Annotated in this window: 14 protein-coding genes and 1 pseudogene; 13 read left to right on the top strand and 2 right to left on the bottom strand. The window is 65.0% G+C overall.

Annotated features, from left to right (window positions below; all coding sequences use genetic code 11):
- Nucleotides 1-155: 155 nt before the first annotated feature.
- The 13 genes and pseudogenes from cckA to shn_RS09715 all read left to right on the top strand — a co-directional run bounded on the left by cckA (nt 156) and on the right by shn_RS09715 (nt 13,493).
- Nucleotides 156-2,768, top strand: coding sequence for a cell cycle histidine kinase CckA (gene cckA, locus shn_RS09775; protein ID WP_064330226.1), 2,613 nt, complete (start codon nt 156-158; stop codon nt 2,766-2,768).
- 340 nt (nt 2,769-3,108) lie between these two features.
- A complete protein-coding gene (locus shn_RS09770) occupies nt 3,109-3,417 on the top strand; it encodes a septum formation initiator family protein (RefSeq protein WP_064330225.1) in 309 nt (102 codons plus the stop codon).
- Nucleotides 3,418-3,566: 149 nt separating this feature from the next.
- A complete protein-coding gene (gene pdhA, locus shn_RS09765; RefSeq protein ID WP_064330224.1) occupies nt 3,567-4,613 on the top strand; it encodes a pyruvate dehydrogenase (acetyl-transferring) E1 component subunit alpha in 1,047 nt (348 codons plus the stop codon).
- A 17-nt stretch (nt 4,614-4,630) separates the two neighbouring features.
- Nucleotides 4,631-6,028 carry a pyruvate dehydrogenase complex E1 component subunit beta gene (locus tag shn_RS09760; RefSeq protein ID WP_064330223.1) on the top strand — a complete coding sequence of 466 codons (1,398 nt, stop codon included), beginning with the start codon at nt 4,631-4,633 and terminating at the stop codon, nt 6,026-6,028.
- A 15-nt stretch (nt 6,029-6,043) separates the two neighbouring features.
- A complete protein-coding gene (locus shn_RS09755; RefSeq protein WP_064330222.1) occupies nt 6,044-7,402 on the top strand; it encodes a pyruvate dehydrogenase complex dihydrolipoamide acetyltransferase in 1,359 nt (452 codons plus the stop codon).
- Between the two features lie 80 nt (nt 7,403-7,482).
- Nucleotides 7,483-7,794: pseudogene (locus tag shn_RS37595) on the top strand (endonuclease domain-containing protein); the annotation flags it as partial.
- A gap of 124 nt (nt 7,795-7,918) precedes the next feature.
- Complete coding sequence (locus tag shn_RS09745) at nt 7,919-8,560, top strand: SGNH/GDSL hydrolase family protein (protein WP_064330220.1); 642 nt, start codon at nt 7,919-7,921, stop codon at nt 8,558-8,560.
- A gap of 66 nt (nt 8,561-8,626) precedes the next feature.
- Nucleotides 8,627-8,887, top strand: coding sequence for a YdcH family protein (locus shn_RS09740; protein WP_064332518.1), 261 nt, complete (start codon nt 8,627-8,629; stop codon nt 8,885-8,887).
- Nucleotides 8,888-8,975: 88 nt separating this feature from the next.
- A complete protein-coding gene (lpdA, locus tag shn_RS09735; RefSeq protein ID WP_064330219.1) occupies nt 8,976-10,421 on the top strand; it encodes a dihydrolipoyl dehydrogenase in 1,446 nt (481 codons plus the stop codon).
- 91 nt (nt 10,422-10,512) lie between these two features.
- Nucleotides 10,513-11,490, top strand: a complete 978-nt coding sequence (gene lipA, locus shn_RS09730; protein WP_064330218.1) for a lipoyl synthase — start codon at nt 10,513-10,515, stop codon at nt 11,488-11,490.
- A 71-nt stretch (nt 11,491-11,561) separates the two neighbouring features.
- The gene (locus tag shn_RS09725; RefSeq protein WP_064330217.1) at nt 11,562-12,128 is read left to right on the top strand and encodes a hypothetical protein; all 567 of its coding nucleotides are present in this window, start codon (nt 11,562-11,564) and stop codon (nt 12,126-12,128) included.
- A gap of 9 nt (nt 12,129-12,137) precedes the next feature.
- Nucleotides 12,138-12,587: a type II toxin-antitoxin system RatA family toxin gene (locus shn_RS09720; protein WP_064330216.1), complete on the top strand. Its 450-nt coding sequence runs from the start codon at nt 12,138-12,140 to the stop codon at nt 12,585-12,587.
- Nucleotides 12,588-12,644: 57 nt separating this feature from the next.
- On the top strand, nt 12,645-13,493 hold the full coding sequence (locus tag shn_RS09715) for a hypothetical protein (RefSeq protein ID WP_145925894.1): 849 nt from the start codon (nt 12,645-12,647) through the stop codon (nt 13,491-13,493).
- Between the two features lies 1 nt (nt 13,494).
- Here the strand turns inward: shn_RS09715 and shn_RS09710 are convergent, their stop codons facing one another.
- Together shn_RS09710 and shn_RS09705 are read right to left on the bottom strand one after the other, a co-directional pair.
- The gene (locus shn_RS09710; RefSeq protein ID WP_064330214.1) at nt 13,495-13,998 is read right to left on the bottom strand and encodes a CinA family protein; all 504 of its coding nucleotides are present in this window, start codon (nt 13,996-13,998) and stop codon (nt 13,495-13,497) included.
- Nucleotides 13,995-15,206, bottom strand: coding sequence for a bifunctional 2-C-methyl-D-erythritol 4-phosphate cytidylyltransferase/2-C-methyl-D-erythritol 2,4-cyclodiphosphate synthase (locus shn_RS09705; protein ID WP_064330213.1), 1,212 nt, complete (start codon nt 15,204-15,206; stop codon nt 13,995-13,997). Before shn_RS09705 ends, shn_RS09710 begins: the two co-directional genes overlap by 4 nt.
- Nucleotides 15,207-15,264: the final 58 nt, after the last annotated feature.

The following is a 15,264-nucleotide window of genomic DNA, read 5'->3' as shown; positions in this document are numbered from 1 at the left end:
GGAAATTGCGATGTATGAGCCGGGAATATTCCCTGTGAATTCGCGGCCTTGCTTCCCCTCGACGGCTTTTTGCGCTTCCCTCGTGCGGATAAACATGATTCTGGCATCGGGTTCGGGTCAAGCGCAAGGCCCTGACTGTTGCAGACGAGGGATTGATGACGACGATGAAGCGGCCGGACGGGGATAATGTGCCGATCGTGGACCGCGGGGTGCGGCCGGCGGTGGCGCTGCGCGTCGTGCTGCTCGCGATCGTGCTGGCGGCTTCGGCCGGGGCGTTCATCGTCTTCAAGAACCAGCTCGACAACGAGCTCGTGCTCGGCGTTCTCGGCGTCCTCGCCATGGCCGGCATCTTCTTCGTCGTCTCCGCGCTGATCGGCTTCATCGAGGTCATGCCGCAGGCGGCGCGCTCGGACGAGCTGGCGCGCGCCTTTCTCGATTCCCATCCGGACGGCACGGTCGTCACCGACCGCAAGGGCCGCATCGTCTATGCCAATGCCGCCTATGGCGCGCTGACCGGGGCGAACGGCGCTGCCGAGGTGCAGACGCTCGAAACCCTGCTGTCGCGCAATCGCGACGCCACCGAAGCCGTCTATCGCCTGACGAACGGCCTGCACGAGGGCAAGGAGGGGGCGGAGGAGTTCCGCGTCCAGAAATCGCTCAACCCGGCTGCCGCTGGCGGTTCCGGCGCGCAGTGGTATCGCCTCAAGGCGCGCATCCTGCCGAACCGCGACAAGCCGAAGCAGCCGCTCTACATCTGGCAGATCTCCAACATCACCTCCGAGCGGGACGACCAGGAGCGCTTCTTCAAGGAATTGCAGAACGCCATCGACTATCTCGACCACGCGCCGGCCGGCTTCTTCTCCGCCGGCCGCAAGGGCGAGATCGTCTACCTGAACGCGACGCTCGCCGAATGGCTCGGCATCGACCTTGCAAAATTCCATCCCGGCTCGCTGTCGATCGCCGAGGTGGTGGCGGGCGAGGGGCTGGCCCTCATCCAGTCCGTGCAGGCCGAGCCCGGCCTGAAGCGCACGGAAATGCTCGACCTCGACCTGCGCAAGACCAACGGCCAGAGCCTGCCGGTGCGCATCGTGCACCGCGTCTCCACGACGCGCGACGGGGCGCCAGGCGAAAGCCGCACCATCGTTCTCGCGCGCGAGGAGGGCAGCACGAACGACCAGTCCGCCTCGATCGCCTCCATGCGCTTCACGCGCTTCTTCAACAACACGCCGATGGCGATCGCTTCCGTCGACGGCGACGGCCGGATCCTGCGCACCAATGCGCCGTTCCTGAAACTCTTTTCGGGCGTCGTCTCGCGCGACGATATCGATCGCGGCGCCAAGCTCGAGACCATCGTGCACGAGACGGACCGCCTGCGCCTGCAATCGGCGCTCGACGCGGCGAAGGACCGGCAGGGCGACATCGCGCCGCTCGATTCGCTGCACCCGGCCGATGACGGCCGGCATTTCCGCTTCTATGTGAACGCCGTCATCGACCAGAGCGACGAGGCGCCGGAGGAGGCGGCCATCGTCTATGCCGTCGAGATCACCGAGCAGAAGGCGCTCGAGACGCAGATGGCGCAGACGCAGAAGATGAACGCGGTCGGCACGCTCGCCGGCGGCATCGCGCACGACTTCAACAACGTGCTGACGGCGATCCTGCTCTCCTCCGACCACCTGCTTCTGTCCGCCCGCCCGTCCGATGCGAGCTTTGCCGATCTCATGGAGATCAAGCGCAATGCCAACCGGGCGGCCGTGCTGGTGCGCCAGCTTCTCGCCTTCTCGCGCAAGCAGACGATGCGCCCGACCGTCCTGAACCTCACCGACGTCATCGGCGACCTGCGCATGCTCGTCGACCGCATGACCGGAACGAACGTCAAGATCGACGTGGAATACGGCCGCGACCTCTGGCCGGTGAAGACCGATCTCGGCCAGTTCGAGCAGGTGTTGATCAACCTTGCGGTGAACGCGCGCGACGCCATGCCGGAAGGGGGAACGATCACCTTCCGCACCCGGAATGTGGAGGCCGAGGAGGCCGCGGCGCGGAACCTGCGCGACCTGCCGCCGGGCGACTATGTGGAAGTGGAAGTGGCCGACCAGGGCACCGGCATTCCGCCCGAGATCATCGACAAGATCTTCGAGCCCTTCTTCACCACGAAGGAGGTCGGCAAGGGCACCGGGCTTGGCCTCTCCATGGTCTACGGCATCGTCAAGCAGTCCGGCGGCTACATCTATCTCGATTCCGAGGTCGGCCGGGGCACGACCTTCCGCATCCTCATGCCGCGCCATACCGAAGAGGCGGTGCCGTCGGAGGCGGCGGGCACGGCACATGCGCTGCCGCAGGCCGGCGGCCAGTCTGTGGCGATGCAGGCGGCGGACAAGGAGCCGCGCGACCTTACCGGCGGTTCGGCCGTGGTGCTGCTTGTGGAGGACGAGGAGGCCGTGCGGCGCGGCGGCAAGCGCATGCTGGAGACCCGCGGCTATACCGTGCACGAGGCCGGTTCCGGCGTCGAGGCGCTCGACATCATGGAAGAGCTGAACGGTGCCGTCGACATCGTCGTCTCCGACGTGGTCATGCCCGAGATGGACGGCCCGTCGCTGCTGCGCGAGCTGCGCAAGTCCTATCCGGACCTCAAGTTCATCTTCGTCTCCGGTTACGCCGAGGACGCCTTCGCCCGCAACCTGCCGGCGGACGCCAAGTTCGGCTTCCTGCCCAAGCCGTTCTCGCTGAAGCAGCTCGCCGAGGCCGTGCGGGAAATGCTCGACGCCTGAACGCCTTCCCGCTCGTCGTACGCCCCGGGGCAGAGCGCACGACGGCACCGCCGCCACGCAAGGAAAATGAAGACCGCGTCGGCGGATGCGGCCAAGCCGCTGACAACGTCCGCAAACCTTTCCTTCGTCATGGTCGGACTTGACCCGACCATCCACAACCGTTGAAAAGAATGGATCCTCGGGGCAAGCCCGAGGATGACGGAGTATTGGGAGTGAGTTTGTCATCAAGCTGAACGCATCGGCAGGTGCGGTTTTCTCCTTGCCCGTCGATCATGGTCAATGGTCGGTTAACCGCTTGCCGCTAGTGTCGAACCCGTATTGCGTATCGGGGCGACCTTGCATGTGGACCAAACACCATAAGAAGCGGAAATTCGGCCGGCTGACGCTGCCGGTAATTACAGTCGCATTCCTGTCCTACTTCGGCTATCATTCCGTGCATGGCGATTTCGGCCTCAGGGGGATGGAGGAGTTCGAACGGCAGAGAGTTCAGCGTCAGGCGCGCCTGGACGTCCTCGTGCGGCAGCGCCAGATCCTGGAAAAAGAGGTGGCCCTGATGAGCGATGGCTCGCTCGAGCGCGACATGCTCGACGAAAAGGCACGCTCCTATCTCAACATGTCCAGAGCCGACGAAATCGTGATTTTCCATTGAGAGAGTGGATTAACCGAAATCTAGTTAATCGTAAATATGCCTTACTAATCAGTGGCTTGCGAAGAATATAAGCCATGCATTTATGGCATTGCTGAGGCGGACTTTCTCCCCTATGGTTTCCTCCAAGAGGCAAACATAGGGAGGAACGAATGGCTCCGCGTAAAACCGCGTCCACGTCCAGCCGCAAAACGGCGGCAAAGCCTGCAAAGAAAGACTTCACCGGCGGCACCATCGCCGATTTCTCCAAGGAAGACGACCTGAAGGCCTATCGCGAGATGCTGCTGATCCGGCGTTTCGAGGAAAAGGCCGGCCAGCTCTACGGCATGGGCTTCATCGGCGGCTTCTGTCACCTCTATATCGGCCAGGAAGCGGTCGTCGTCGGCATGCAACTGGCGCTGAAGGAAGGTGACCAGGTCATCACCGGTTACCGCGACCACGGCCACATGCTCGCTTGCGGCATGAGCGCGCGCGGCGTGATGGCGGAACTGACCGGACGCCGCGGCGGCCTTTCCAAGGGCAAGGGCGGCTCCATGCACATGTTCTCCAAGGAGAAGCATTTCTACGGCGGCCACGGCATCGTCGGTGCCCAGGTCTCGCTCGGCACGGGCCTCGCCTTCGCCAACAAGTACCGCGGCAACGATAATGTCTCGCTCGCCTATTTCGGCGACGGCGCGGCCAACCAGGGCCAGGTCTACGAAAGCTTCAACATGGCCGCGCTCTGGAAGCTGCCGGTCATCTACATCATCGAGAACAACCGCTACGCCATGGGCACCGCCGTCTCGCGCGCCTCGGCCCAGACGGACTTCTCCCAGCGCGGTGCCTCCTTCAACATCCCGGGCTTCCAGGTCGACGGCATGGATGTGCGCGCGGTCAAGGCCGCTGCCGACGAGGCCGTCGAGCACTGCCGCTCCGGCAAGGGGCCGATCATCCTCGAAATGCAGACCTACCGCTACCGCGGCCACTCCATGTCCGACCCGGCGAAATACCGCTCGAAGGACGAGGTGCAGAAGATGCGGTCCGAGCACGACCCGATCGAGCAGGTGCGCGCCCGCCTTCTGGAAAACAAATGGGCAAGCGAGGACGATCTCAAGCAGATCGACAAGGACGTCCGTGACATCGTCGCCGACAGCGCCGATTTCGCGCAGGCCGATCCGGAGCCGGATGCATCCGAACTCTACACCGACATCCTGCTGTAATCCGGGGAGGGACACCAATGCCAATCGAGATTCTCATGCCCGCCCTGTCTCCGACCATGGAGGAGGGCACGCTCTCCAAATGGGTCAAGAACGAGGGTGACACCGTCAAGTCCGGCGACGTGATCGCCGAAATCGAAACCGACAAGGCGACGATGGAAGTCGAGGCCGTCGACGAAGGCGTGATCGGCAAGATCCTGATCCCGGCCGGCACGGAAGGCGTCAAGGTCAACACGGCGATCGCCGTGCTGTTGCAGGACGGCGAGAGCGCCGATGCGATGGCTGCGCCGAAGGTCGCCGAAAAGCAGGCCGAAGCTGCCGCGCCGAAGGTCGAGGAGGCGGAAAAGCCGACCGAACAGGGTTCTGCTTCCGCGCCCGTTCCGGCAGCGCCGAAGGGTGAAATCGCCGCCGACCCGGATATCCCGGCCGGCACCGAAATGGTCCCGACGACGGTGCGCGAAGCGCTGCGCGACGCCATGGCGGAAGAGATGCGCCGCGACGACGACGTCTTCGTCATGGGCGAGGAAGTCGCCGAATACCAGGGCGCCTACAAGATCACGCAAGGGCTGCTGCAGGAATTCGGCGCCCGCCGCGTCATCGACACCCCGATCACCGAACACGGCTTTGCCGGCGTCGGCGTCGGCGCGGCGATGACGGGCCTCAAGCCGATCGTCGAGTTCATGACCTTCAACTTCGCCATGCAGGCGATCGACCAGATCATCAACTCCGCCGCCAAGACGCTCTACATGTCGGGCGGCCAGATGGGCGCGCCGATCGTCTTCCGCGGCCCGAACGGCGCGGCGGCGCGCGTCGCCGCCCAGCACTCGCAGTGCTATGCCGCCTGGTACAGCCATATTCCGGGCCTCAAGGTGGTCATGCCCTACACGGCGGCCGATGCGAAGGGTCTCCTGAAGGCGGCCATCCGCGATCCGAACCCAGTCATCTTCCTCGAAAACGAAATCCTCTACGGCCAGAGCTTCGACGTGCCGAAGATGGACGATTTCGTGCTGCCGATCGGCAAGGCGCGCGTGCACAAGAAGGGCAACGACGCCACCGTCGTCTCCTTCGGCATCGGCATGACCTATGCCATCAAGGCGATCGCGGAGCTGGAGAAGGACGGCATCGACGTCGAATTGATCGACCTTCGCACCATCCGCCCGATGGACCTGCCGACGATCATCGAATCCGTCAAGAAGACCGGCCGCCTCGTCGTCGTCGAAGAGGGCTATCCGCAGTCCTCCGTCGGCACCGAGATCGCGACCCGCGTCATGCAGCAGGCCTTCGACTATCTCGATGCGCCGATCCTGACGATCGCCGGCAAGGACGTTCCGATGCCCTATGCCGCCAATCTCGAAAAGCTGGCGCTGCCGAATGTCGGCGAAGTCGTCCAGGCGGTCAAAACCGTCTGCTACAAATAAGGGGAGGGCGCCGAAATGCCGATCAACATTACGATGCCCGCCCTCTCGCCTACCATGGAAGAGGGCAACCTCGCCAAGTGGCTGGTCAAGGAAGGCGACGCCGTGAAATCCGGTGACGTCATCGCCGAGATCGAGACCGACAAGGCGACGATGGAGGTCGAGGCCGTCGACGAGGGCACGGTCGCCAAGATCGTCGTTCCCGCCGGCACGGAAGGCGTGAAGGTCAACAGCCTGATCGCCATTCTCGCCGCCGATGGCGAGGATGTGAGCGCCGCCGCTGCCGACGGCGGTTCGGCGCCCAAGGCGGATGCCAAGCCCGCCGAAGCCAAGCCGGCCGAGTCCAAGGCCGAAGCGCCGAAGGACGCGGAAAAGCCGGCTGCTGCGGCCCCGGCTGCCACCGCATCCGCAGGTCCGGCTCCGGCCAAGGATGGCAACCGCGTGTTCTCCTCGCCGCTTGCCCGCCGCCTCGCCAAGGAAGCCGGCATCGACATTTCGGCGGTTTCCGGATCCGGCCCGCACGGCCGCGTGGTCAAGAGCGACGTCGAGAAGGCAGCGGCCTCCGGCGGTGCCAAGCCCGCTGCCGCCGCAGCGCCGGCTGCTGCCGCAGCCGCCGCCCCGGCCGCCGCGCCGAAGGGCATGTCGGACGATGCCGTGCTGAAGCTCTTCGACGAGGGCTCCTACGAGCTCGTACCGCATGACGGCATGCGTAAGACCATCGCCAAGCGCCTGCAGGAATCCAAGCAGACGATCCCGCACTTCTACGTGTCGGTCGATGTGGAGCTCGACGCGCTGCTGGCGCTGCGCGCCCAGCTCAACGATTCGGCGCCGCGCAAGGAAGACAAGCCGGCCTACAAGCTTTCGGTCAACGACATGGTGATCAAGGCCATGGCGCTCGCGCTGCGCGACGTGCCGGACGCCAACGTCTCCTGGACCGATACGAACATGGTCAAGCACAAGCATGCGGATGTCGGCGTCGCCGTCTCCATTCCGGGCGGTCTCATCACGCCGATCATCCGCAAGGCGGAGCTGAAGACCCTGTCGGCCATCTCCAACGAGATGAAGGACCTCGGCAAGCGCGCCAAGGAACGCAAGCTGAAGCCCGAGGAGTACCAGGGCGGCACGACCGCGGTCTCGAACATGGGCATGATGGGCGTCTCGAACTTCGCCGCCGTCGTCAACCCGCCGCATGCGACGATCCTGGCGGTCGGCGCGGGCACGGAGCGGGTCGTGGTCAAGAAGGGGGAGATGGTCATCGTCAATGCGATGACGGTCACGCTCTCCACCGACCACCGCTGCGTCGACGGGGCGCTCGGCGCCGAGCTGCTCGGGGCCTTCAAGCGCTATATCGAGAACCCGATGGGGATGCTCGTCTGAGACGCTTTCCCTCCCCCTTGCGGGGAGGGTGTCCGCGCAGCGGACGGGTGGGGGTGCCGATTGGGGCAGGAACGGTGAACATGGTCTGGAATCGCGAAAAATCGAATCCGCCCAGTCGTGAAGCGGCGATGAACGCGCCGCGCCTTCGCCGCTCGATGACGGATGCGGAACGCCGCCTTTGGGCCGCGCTTCGCAAGGAATTGCCGGGCATTCCGGGAACTCATTTCCGTCGACAAGTGCCAATCGGTCGTTACGTCGCGGATTTCGTATGTCTGGGCAGGAGGCTCGTTCTCGAGGTCGACGGTGAAATCCATGCCGATGCGGGACGGAAAAGACGAGATGTCGAGCGGGAGGCTTATCTTCGTGAACAGAATTTTCGCGTCATTCGTTTCCAGAACCGCGAAGTGATGCTGGATATGACGTCTGTCCTCAGAAGGATCGCCATGGAACTCCGCGGAACCACCCCCACCCCTGACCCCTCCCCGCAAGGGGGAGGGGAATATCCCGGGGGATGCTGTGAAAACCATTCTCTGCTACGGCGACAGCCTGACCTGGGGCTACAATGCGGAAACGCTCGACCGGCACGCCTTCGAGGATCGCTGGCCGAGCGTGCTCGCCAAGGCCCTCGGGCCTGGCGTCACCGTGATCGCGGAGGGCCTCAACGGCCGCACCACCGCCTATGACGACCATCTGGCGGATTGCGACCGCAACGGTGCGCGCATCCTGCCGACGATCCTGCACAGCCACGACCCGATCGACCTCGTCATCCTGTTCCTCGGCGCCAACGACATGAAGCCCGCCATCTGCGGCACGGCCTTCGGCGCGGTGCAGGGCATGGAGCGGCTGGTGGAGCTGGTGCGCCACCACGCCTGGTCGTTCGACGCGGCGGAAGGGCCGGAGGTGCTGATCGTCTCGCCGCCGCCGCTCTGCGAAACGGCGAACACCGCCTTCGCGGCCATGTTCGCCGGCGGCGTGGAGCAATCGGCGATGCTGGCGACGCTCTATGCGGATCTTGCGGACGAGCGCGGCTGCGGCTTTTTCGATGCGGGTTCGGTGGCCGAGACGACACCGCTCGACGGCGTGCATCTCGATGCGAGGAACACGCGGGCGATCGGCAAGGGGCTGGAGCCGGTCGTGCGCATGATGCTCGGGCTTTGACCGGGATCAAGGAGGGAAGGCGCGGGCGCGCTAGGCTGTCACCATCATCAGAAGAAGGAGATGGACATGCCGAACACCCCGCACCAGCTGGCAGAGGAATTTCCGGAGCATCTGGCCAAGATCCGCCACCTGCGCGAGATCGATGGCCACTTCCACCGGATTTCCGAGGAATACCAGGCGGTGAATCTCGCGATCCACCGCGCCGAGACGGATATCGAGCCGGTCGATGACTTCCACATGGCCGACATGCGGAAGGAAAGGATGCGGCTCAAGGATGAAATCTACGGGATGCTGACGCGGCCGGAAAAGGTCGACGAGCTTCCCTGAGGGGCGGAGTGCTTCCGCTCCTCGTCAAGGCCGCGGCGGCGCCAGTCGACCGCGGGCGCAGAAGAACAACAGAGGAGTGGAAGCGCTCATGTCGAATGCCTACGACATCATCGTTATCGGTTCGGGTCCGGGCGGCTACATCGCCGCGATCCGCGCCGCGCAATTGGGCCTGAAGACGGCCATCGTCGAGCGCGAGCATCTCGCCGGCATCTGCTCCAACTGGGGCTGCATCCCGACCAAGGCGCTGCTGCGCTCGGCCGAAATCTTCCACTATGCCCAGCATCCGGGCGATTACGGCGTGAAGATCGAGGGCACGGTGACGCCGGACCTGAAGGCGATCGTCGCCCGCTCGCGCGGCATCGCAAGCCGCATGAACGGCGGCGTCGGCTTCCTGATGAAGAAGAACAAGGTCGACATCATCTGGGGCGAAGCCAAGCTCACCAAGCCCGGCGAGATCGTCGTCTCCAAGACGACCAAGGCGATCCAGCAGCCGCAGGCGCCGCTGCCGAAGAACGTCCTGCCCGAGGGCACCTACAAGGCCAAGCACATCGTGATCGCCACCGGCGCCCGTCCGCGCGCGCTGCCGGGCATCGAGCCGGACGGCAAGCTGATCTGGACCTACTTTGAAGCGATGAAGCCGGAGGAAATGCCGAAGTCGCTGCTCGTCATGGGCTCGGGCGCCATCGGCATCGAGTTCGCCTCCTTCTACCGCACGCTCGGCGTCGACGTGACCGTCGTCGAGGTGATGAAGACGGTGATGCCGGTCGAGGACGCGGAAATCTCGGCGCTCGCCAAGAAGCAGTTCGAGAAGCAGGGCATGAAGATCCATCTGGAGGCCAAGGTCGCAAAGGTGGAGAAGGGCGCCAACTCCATCACCGCCCATGTCGAGATGAAGGACGGCAAGGTCGAGAAGATCACCGCCGACCGCATGATCTCGGCCGTCGGCGTGCAGGCGAACATCGAGAATATCGGCCTTGAAGCCATCGGCGTGAAGACCGACCGCGGCTTCATCGCCATCGACGGCTACGGCAAGACGAACGTGCCGGGCATCTACGCGATCGGCGACGTCGCAGGTCCCCCGATGCTCGCCCACAAGGCCGAGCACGAGGCCGTCATCTGCATCGAGAAGATCGCCGGCCTGCCGAACGTGCATCCGATGGACAAGGCGAAGATCCCGGGCTGCACCTATTGCCACCCGCAGGTCGCCTCCGTCGGCCTGACGGAAGCCAAGGCCAAGGAGCAGGGCCGCGACATCCGCGTCGGCCGCTTCCCCTTCGTCGCCAACGGCAAGGCCATCGCGCTCGGCGAGGACCAGGGCCTCGTCAAGACGATCTTCGACAAGAAGACGGGCGAACTTCTGGGCGCCCACCTCGTCGGGGCGGAAGTGACCGAGCTTATCCAGGGCTTCGTCATCGCCATGAACCTCGAGACGACCGAGGAAGAGCTGATGCACACGATCTTCCCGCACCCGACCATTTCGGAAACGCTGAAGGAAAGCGTGCTCGATGCCTATGGGCGTGCACTGAACGCTTGAACATGCTAAAGCCCGCCTCCACATGAGGCGGGCTCCTATTTTCGGTCCGCAGGATGGGCGCGACGCCGCCCGCCAGGAAAGTGGAAACGACATGGTCACCATTCTCGACCGCACCAATCTCGATCCCAACGCTCCGCGGGTGCGCCATCCGGAAAAGGCCCATCGGCCGGATACGGAAGTGCTGCGCAAGCCGGAATGGATCCGCGTCAAGGCGCCGGTCTCCAAGGGCTACCAGGAAACGCGCGATCTCGTGCGCTCGCACAAGCTGGTGACGGTGTGCGAGGAGGCGGGCTGCCCGAACATCGGCGAGTGCTGGGACAAGAAGCACGCGACCTTCATGATCATGGGCGAGATCTGTACGCGCGCCTGCGCCTTCTGCAACGTGGCGACGGGCAAGCCGAATGCACTCGACCAGGACGAGCCGGAAAACGTCGCCAAGGCCGTCAGGCAGATGGGCCTGTCGCATGTCGTCATCACCTCCGTCGACCGCGATGACCTTGCCGATGGCGGCGCGGAGCACTTCGAAAAGGTGATCTGGGCGATCCGCGCGGCTTCGCCCTCGACGACGATCGAGATCCTGACGCCGGACTTTTTGAAGAAGCCGGGGGCATTGGAGCGCGTCGTCGCGGCCAAGCCGGACGTCTTCAACCACAACATGGAGACCGTGCCGGGCAACTATCTCACGGTGCGCCCCGGCGCGCGCTACTTCCACTCCGTGCGCCTCTTGCAGCGCGTGAAGGAGCTGGATCCGACCATGTTCACCAAGTCGGGCATCATGGTGGGCCTCGGCGAGGAGCGCAACGAAGTGCTCCAGTTGATGGACGACCTCAGGACCGCCGATGTCGACTTCCTGACCATCGGCCAGTATCTCCAGCCGACCCGCAAGCACCACAAGGTCGACCGCTTCGTGACGCCGGACGAGTTCAAGTCCTATGAGACGGTCGCCTACAGCAAGGGCTTCCTGATGGTCTCCTCCAGCCCGCTGACGCGCTCCTCGCACCATGCCGGCGATGACTTCGCCCGGCTTCGGGCGGCGCGCGAGCGCAAACTTCTTGCCGCCGCGGAATAGACTTTTCCGCCGCCTTCCTTTAAGCCCCGCCGTCCTGCCCGACGGCGGGGTTTTTCGTTTCGGGGACGGCGATGACGGTTTCGATCACGATGGAGGACGCTGCCGAACGGCTGAAGACCGCGCAGCGCGTGCTGGTCATCGGGTGCTCGGGCAGCGGGAAGTCGACGCTGGCGCGAAAGCTCGGCGCGCGGCTGGGCCTGCCCTATGTCTCGATGGACCGCGAGATCTTCTGGCTGCCGGGCTGGACGGTGCGTCCGCGTGCGGAAGCCCTGGCGCGCCTGCGGGCGATCCTGGCGGAGGAGCACTGGATCATCGACGGCACCAGTCCCGGCACGCTCGAATTGCGCCTGCCGCGCACGCATCTCGTCCTCTGGCTTCGCCCGCCGCGCTGGACGTCGCTTTACGGCGTGCTCTCGCGCTGGCTGAAATTCCGCGGCCGGTCGCGGCCGGAAATGGCCGATGGCTGCCCGGAGCGGATGACGCGCGAATTCCTCACCTATATCTGGAACTTCGAAAAGACGCAGAGCCCGGAAATTGAGGAGAACCTTGCGGCATATGGCCCTGATGTGCCGGTTTGCGTGTTGAAATCCAAGGCGGAGAACCGCCGGCTACTTGCCATCCTCGCGCGGCAATATTAGCTCTCGGCCATGCCCCAGTTCGAAACCCGCCGTCCGGTTCCCCACACGCCAGAACAGATGTACGACCTCGTTGCCGATGTCGAGCGCTATCCGGAATTCCTGCCGCTCTGCGAGGCGCTGACCGTTCGTTCGCGCAAGGAGCGCGACGGCAAGGAGCTCCTGGTCGCCGACATGACCGTCGGCTACAAGGCGATCCGCGAGACCTTCACCACCCAGGTCCTCCTCAACCGCGCCGAGCGGGCGATCGACGTCAAATATATCGACGGGCCGTTCCGCTATCTCGACAACCGCTGGCGCTTCGAGGCGGCGCCGGACGGTGGCTGTTCCGTGCATTTCTTCATCGACTACGAGTTCAAGAGCCGCATTCTCGGCGCGCTGATGGGCTCGATGTTCGATCGTGCCTTCCGCATGTTCACCGACGCCTTCGAGAAACGCGCCTCGACGATCTACGGCGGCTGAACAAAACGGCGCGGCCATCCGTCATTCACCCGAGGATCAACGGCCGGGAGGCGGGCGATGGGACGTTTGCGCTGTTTTCTATTGGCGTCTTCGATATTGGCGGCTCATGGCGCCTCCGCCGAGCCGGACCTCGCGCTCCTGCGCAAGCCGGGAAGCTACGTGCTGCTGCTCGATGCGGAAAAGCGCCCGATCGCCGGCAATTACTGGCTCTCCGAAGGGCTGAAGGTGAGCACGCGGTCGCGCAATCCCGGATCCTATCCCGAGCCGCTTGTTTACAGCGACCAGGATTTTCCGCCCGGTCGCGTCGCCAACATGTATCTGTTCCTCAACGGGAAGGAGACCGTGACGCCGGACATCAGGGCCGTGCCCGTCGGCGAGACGGCGACGGTGACGCGCAGGTTCGAGCCGCTGGGGCAGCTGGCGGGAAAGGCCGAGGCGCGAAGCCTCACCTACACGCTCACCACCGTTGCTGTCATCTCCGAGGCGATGGCGGGCGCAAAGCTCCTCAGCCGGATCTACGAGATCGCGCCGGTGGATCCGGCGAACAAGGAGATGGACTGGGGGCGGCGGGTCTATATCGAGACCCTCGACCTCGACATTTCCCGCGAGCAGGCGGCGCGCGTCGTCGACATCGAGACCGGCAAGGCCGGCAGCACGGGGGATTTCGAGGGCATCTATGCCAGCCGCGTGCTTGCGGGCGACGACTATGCCACATGCATGGCGGAGAAGCGCGCCGGCAAGGAATATCAGGACGCCGTTCGCCGCGAGCACGAGACGAACGATGCCTGGATGGCCAAGGAATATCTGGCGACGGGCGTTCCCTGGTGGGAGCAGGACGACGCGGCGGTCCGCATGGAGGCCTTGCTCAACGTTACCGGGCTCTGTCTGCCGGGAGCGGCGAAATAGCTCAGTCCGCTTCCGACAGTTCTATCAGCATTTCGAGCGCCGTGCGCACGGTCGCAAGGCGCACGGCGCTGCGGCCGATATCGCCGTAGCGCATTTCCCGGTGCAGCGTTTCATGCCCCCTGCGGGCGGCGGCGAGGTGGACGAGGCCGACCGGTTTTTCTTCCGAACCGCCGCCAGGCCCGGCGATGCCGGTCACGGCAACCGAGATGTTCGCGGCGGAATTGCCGATGGCGCCTTCGGCCATCTCGATGGCGGTCGGGCGGGAGACGGCGCCGTGCGCCTTCAGCGTGGCATTGGCGACGCCGATCATCTCCCGCTTCGCTTCGTTGGAATAGGTCACGAAGCCGCGGTCGAAGACGTTCGACGAGCCCGATATCTCGGTGATTGCGCCGGCGATGAGGCCGGCGGTGCAGGATTCGGCGGTGGCGATCAACAGGCCGCGCTCCGTGAAATCGGCGACGATTTTTCGCGCGGTGTCTTCGATGTCCCTTGGCCAGAGGCTCATGCGTCGGTTCCCCCGTAGACGACGGTGGCGGTGGCGATGGCGGCGATGCCCTCGCGGCGGCCGATGAAGCCGATCTTCTCGTTGGTCGTCGCCTTGACCGAGCAACGGTCGATGGAGATGCCGAGGAAATCGGCAAGGTTGCGGCGCATCGCCTCGCGGTGCGGGCCGACCTTGGGTGCCTCGGCGATCAGCGAGACGTCGGCGTTCATGATCGTGCCGCCCTTCGCGCGCACGATGCCGGCGGCATGTTCGAGGAAGATGCGCGAGGCCGCGCCCTTCCATTGCGGATCGGAGGGCGGGAAATGATCGCCGATATCGCCCGCCCCGCAGGTGGCGAGCAGCGCGTCCGTCAGCGCATGCAGCGCGACGTCGGCGTCGGAATGACCGGAGAGTTTCTGGTCGTGTGCAATGAAGAGCCCGCAGAGCGTGACGCCGTCGCCTTCGACGAGCTGGTGCACGTCATAGCCGTTGCCGGTGCGAACGTCCGGCAGGCCGTGGGAAAGGCGTTGGTCGGCCATGGCGATATCCTTCTGCAAGGTGAGCTTGACGTTGCCGGCGCTGCCCTCGACGAGATGCACGCGCACGCCCGCCCATTCGGCGATCGAGGCGTCGTCGGTGAAATCGGTGCGGCCGGAGGCGCTGGCGCGGCGGTGGGCCTCCAGGATGGTGGCGAGGTGGAAGGATTGCGGCGTCTGGGCGGCGAAGAGGCCGGAACGCGAGACGGTCTCGGCGACATTGCCGTTGGCGTCCGCCCGCTTCAGCGTGTCGGCGACGGCAACGGCCGGCAGCACGGCGCGGGCGCCGTGCTGGAAGGCGGCGAGGGTGCGCTCCAGGATGGCGGGCTCGACGAAGGGGCGCACCGCATCCTGGATGAGAACGTGGCTGACCTCGCCCGCCGGAAGGGCCTCCAGGCCGGCAAGCACGGACTGCTGGCGCGTCGGGCCGCCATGGACGACGGTGAGGCGCTCCCCGGCGGGAAGGGCGGCGGCGCGGGCCGTTTCGAACAGCGCCGCGTCATCGGGGTGTATCACGACCACGATATGCCGGGCGTGCGGCCAATTGACAAAGAGATCGAGCGTATGGGAGATGACCGGCCTTCCGCCGATGCGCCGGTACTGCTTGGGGCCTTCGGCATGGCTGCCGGCCCGTTCGCCTCGCCCGGCGGCGACGATCACCACACCGCAGGATAGCGCATTTTCCGCCAGCATTTCGGTCTCGCACCTCCCGGTTCAAAGCGTTTTGAGGTGGTTTAGCCGGAAGGATGGC

This window comes from Shinella sp. HZN7, from assembly GCF_001652565.1.
GTDB lineage: Bacteria > Pseudomonadota > Alphaproteobacteria > Rhizobiales > Rhizobiaceae > Shinella > Shinella granuli.
Note: the sequence above shows the minus strand (reverse complement) of the source record. Positions and strands in the feature narration are given on the sequence as shown.

Excerpts from the sequence above, each read along its gene's own strand:
- cckA (WP_064330226.1), top strand. The coding sequence starts at position 156 with ATGACGACGATGAAGCGGCCGGACGGGGATAATGTGCCGATCGTGGAC.
- shn_RS09770 (WP_064330225.1), top strand. The coding sequence starts at position 3,109 with ATGTGGACCAAACACCATAAGAAGCGGAAATTCGGCCGGCTGACGCTG.
- pdhA (WP_064330224.1), top strand. The coding sequence starts at position 3,567 with ATGGCTCCGCGTAAAACCGCGTCCACGTCCAGCCGCAAAACGGCGGCA.
- shn_RS09760 (WP_064330223.1), top strand. The coding sequence starts at position 4,631 with ATGCCAATCGAGATTCTCATGCCCGCCCTGTCTCCGACCATGGAGGAG.
- shn_RS09755 (WP_064330222.1), top strand. The coding sequence starts at position 6,044 with ATGCCGATCAACATTACGATGCCCGCCCTCTCGCCTACCATGGAAGAG.
- shn_RS09740 (WP_064332518.1), top strand. The coding sequence starts at position 8,627 with ATGCCGAACACCCCGCACCAGCTGGCAGAGGAATTTCCGGAGCATCTG.
- lpdA (WP_064330219.1), top strand. The coding sequence starts at position 8,976 with ATGTCGAATGCCTACGACATCATCGTTATCGGTTCGGGTCCGGGCGGC.
- lipA (WP_064330218.1), top strand. The coding sequence starts at position 10,513 with ATGGTCACCATTCTCGACCGCACCAATCTCGATCCCAACGCTCCGCGG.
- shn_RS09725 (WP_064330217.1), top strand. The coding sequence starts at position 11,562 with ATGACGGTTTCGATCACGATGGAGGACGCTGCCGAACGGCTGAAGACC.
- shn_RS09720 (WP_064330216.1), top strand. The coding sequence starts at position 12,138 with ATGCCCCAGTTCGAAACCCGCCGTCCGGTTCCCCACACGCCAGAACAG.
- shn_RS09715 (WP_145925894.1), top strand. The coding sequence starts at position 12,645 with ATGGGACGTTTGCGCTGTTTTCTATTGGCGTCTTCGATATTGGCGGCT.
- shn_RS09710 (WP_064330214.1), bottom strand. The coding sequence starts at position 13,998 with ATGAGCCTCTGGCCAAGGGACATCGAAGACACCGCGCGAAAAATCGTC.
- shn_RS09705 (WP_064330213.1), bottom strand. The coding sequence starts at position 15,206 with ATGCTGGCGGAAAATGCGCTATCCTGCGGTGTGGTGATCGTCGCCGCC.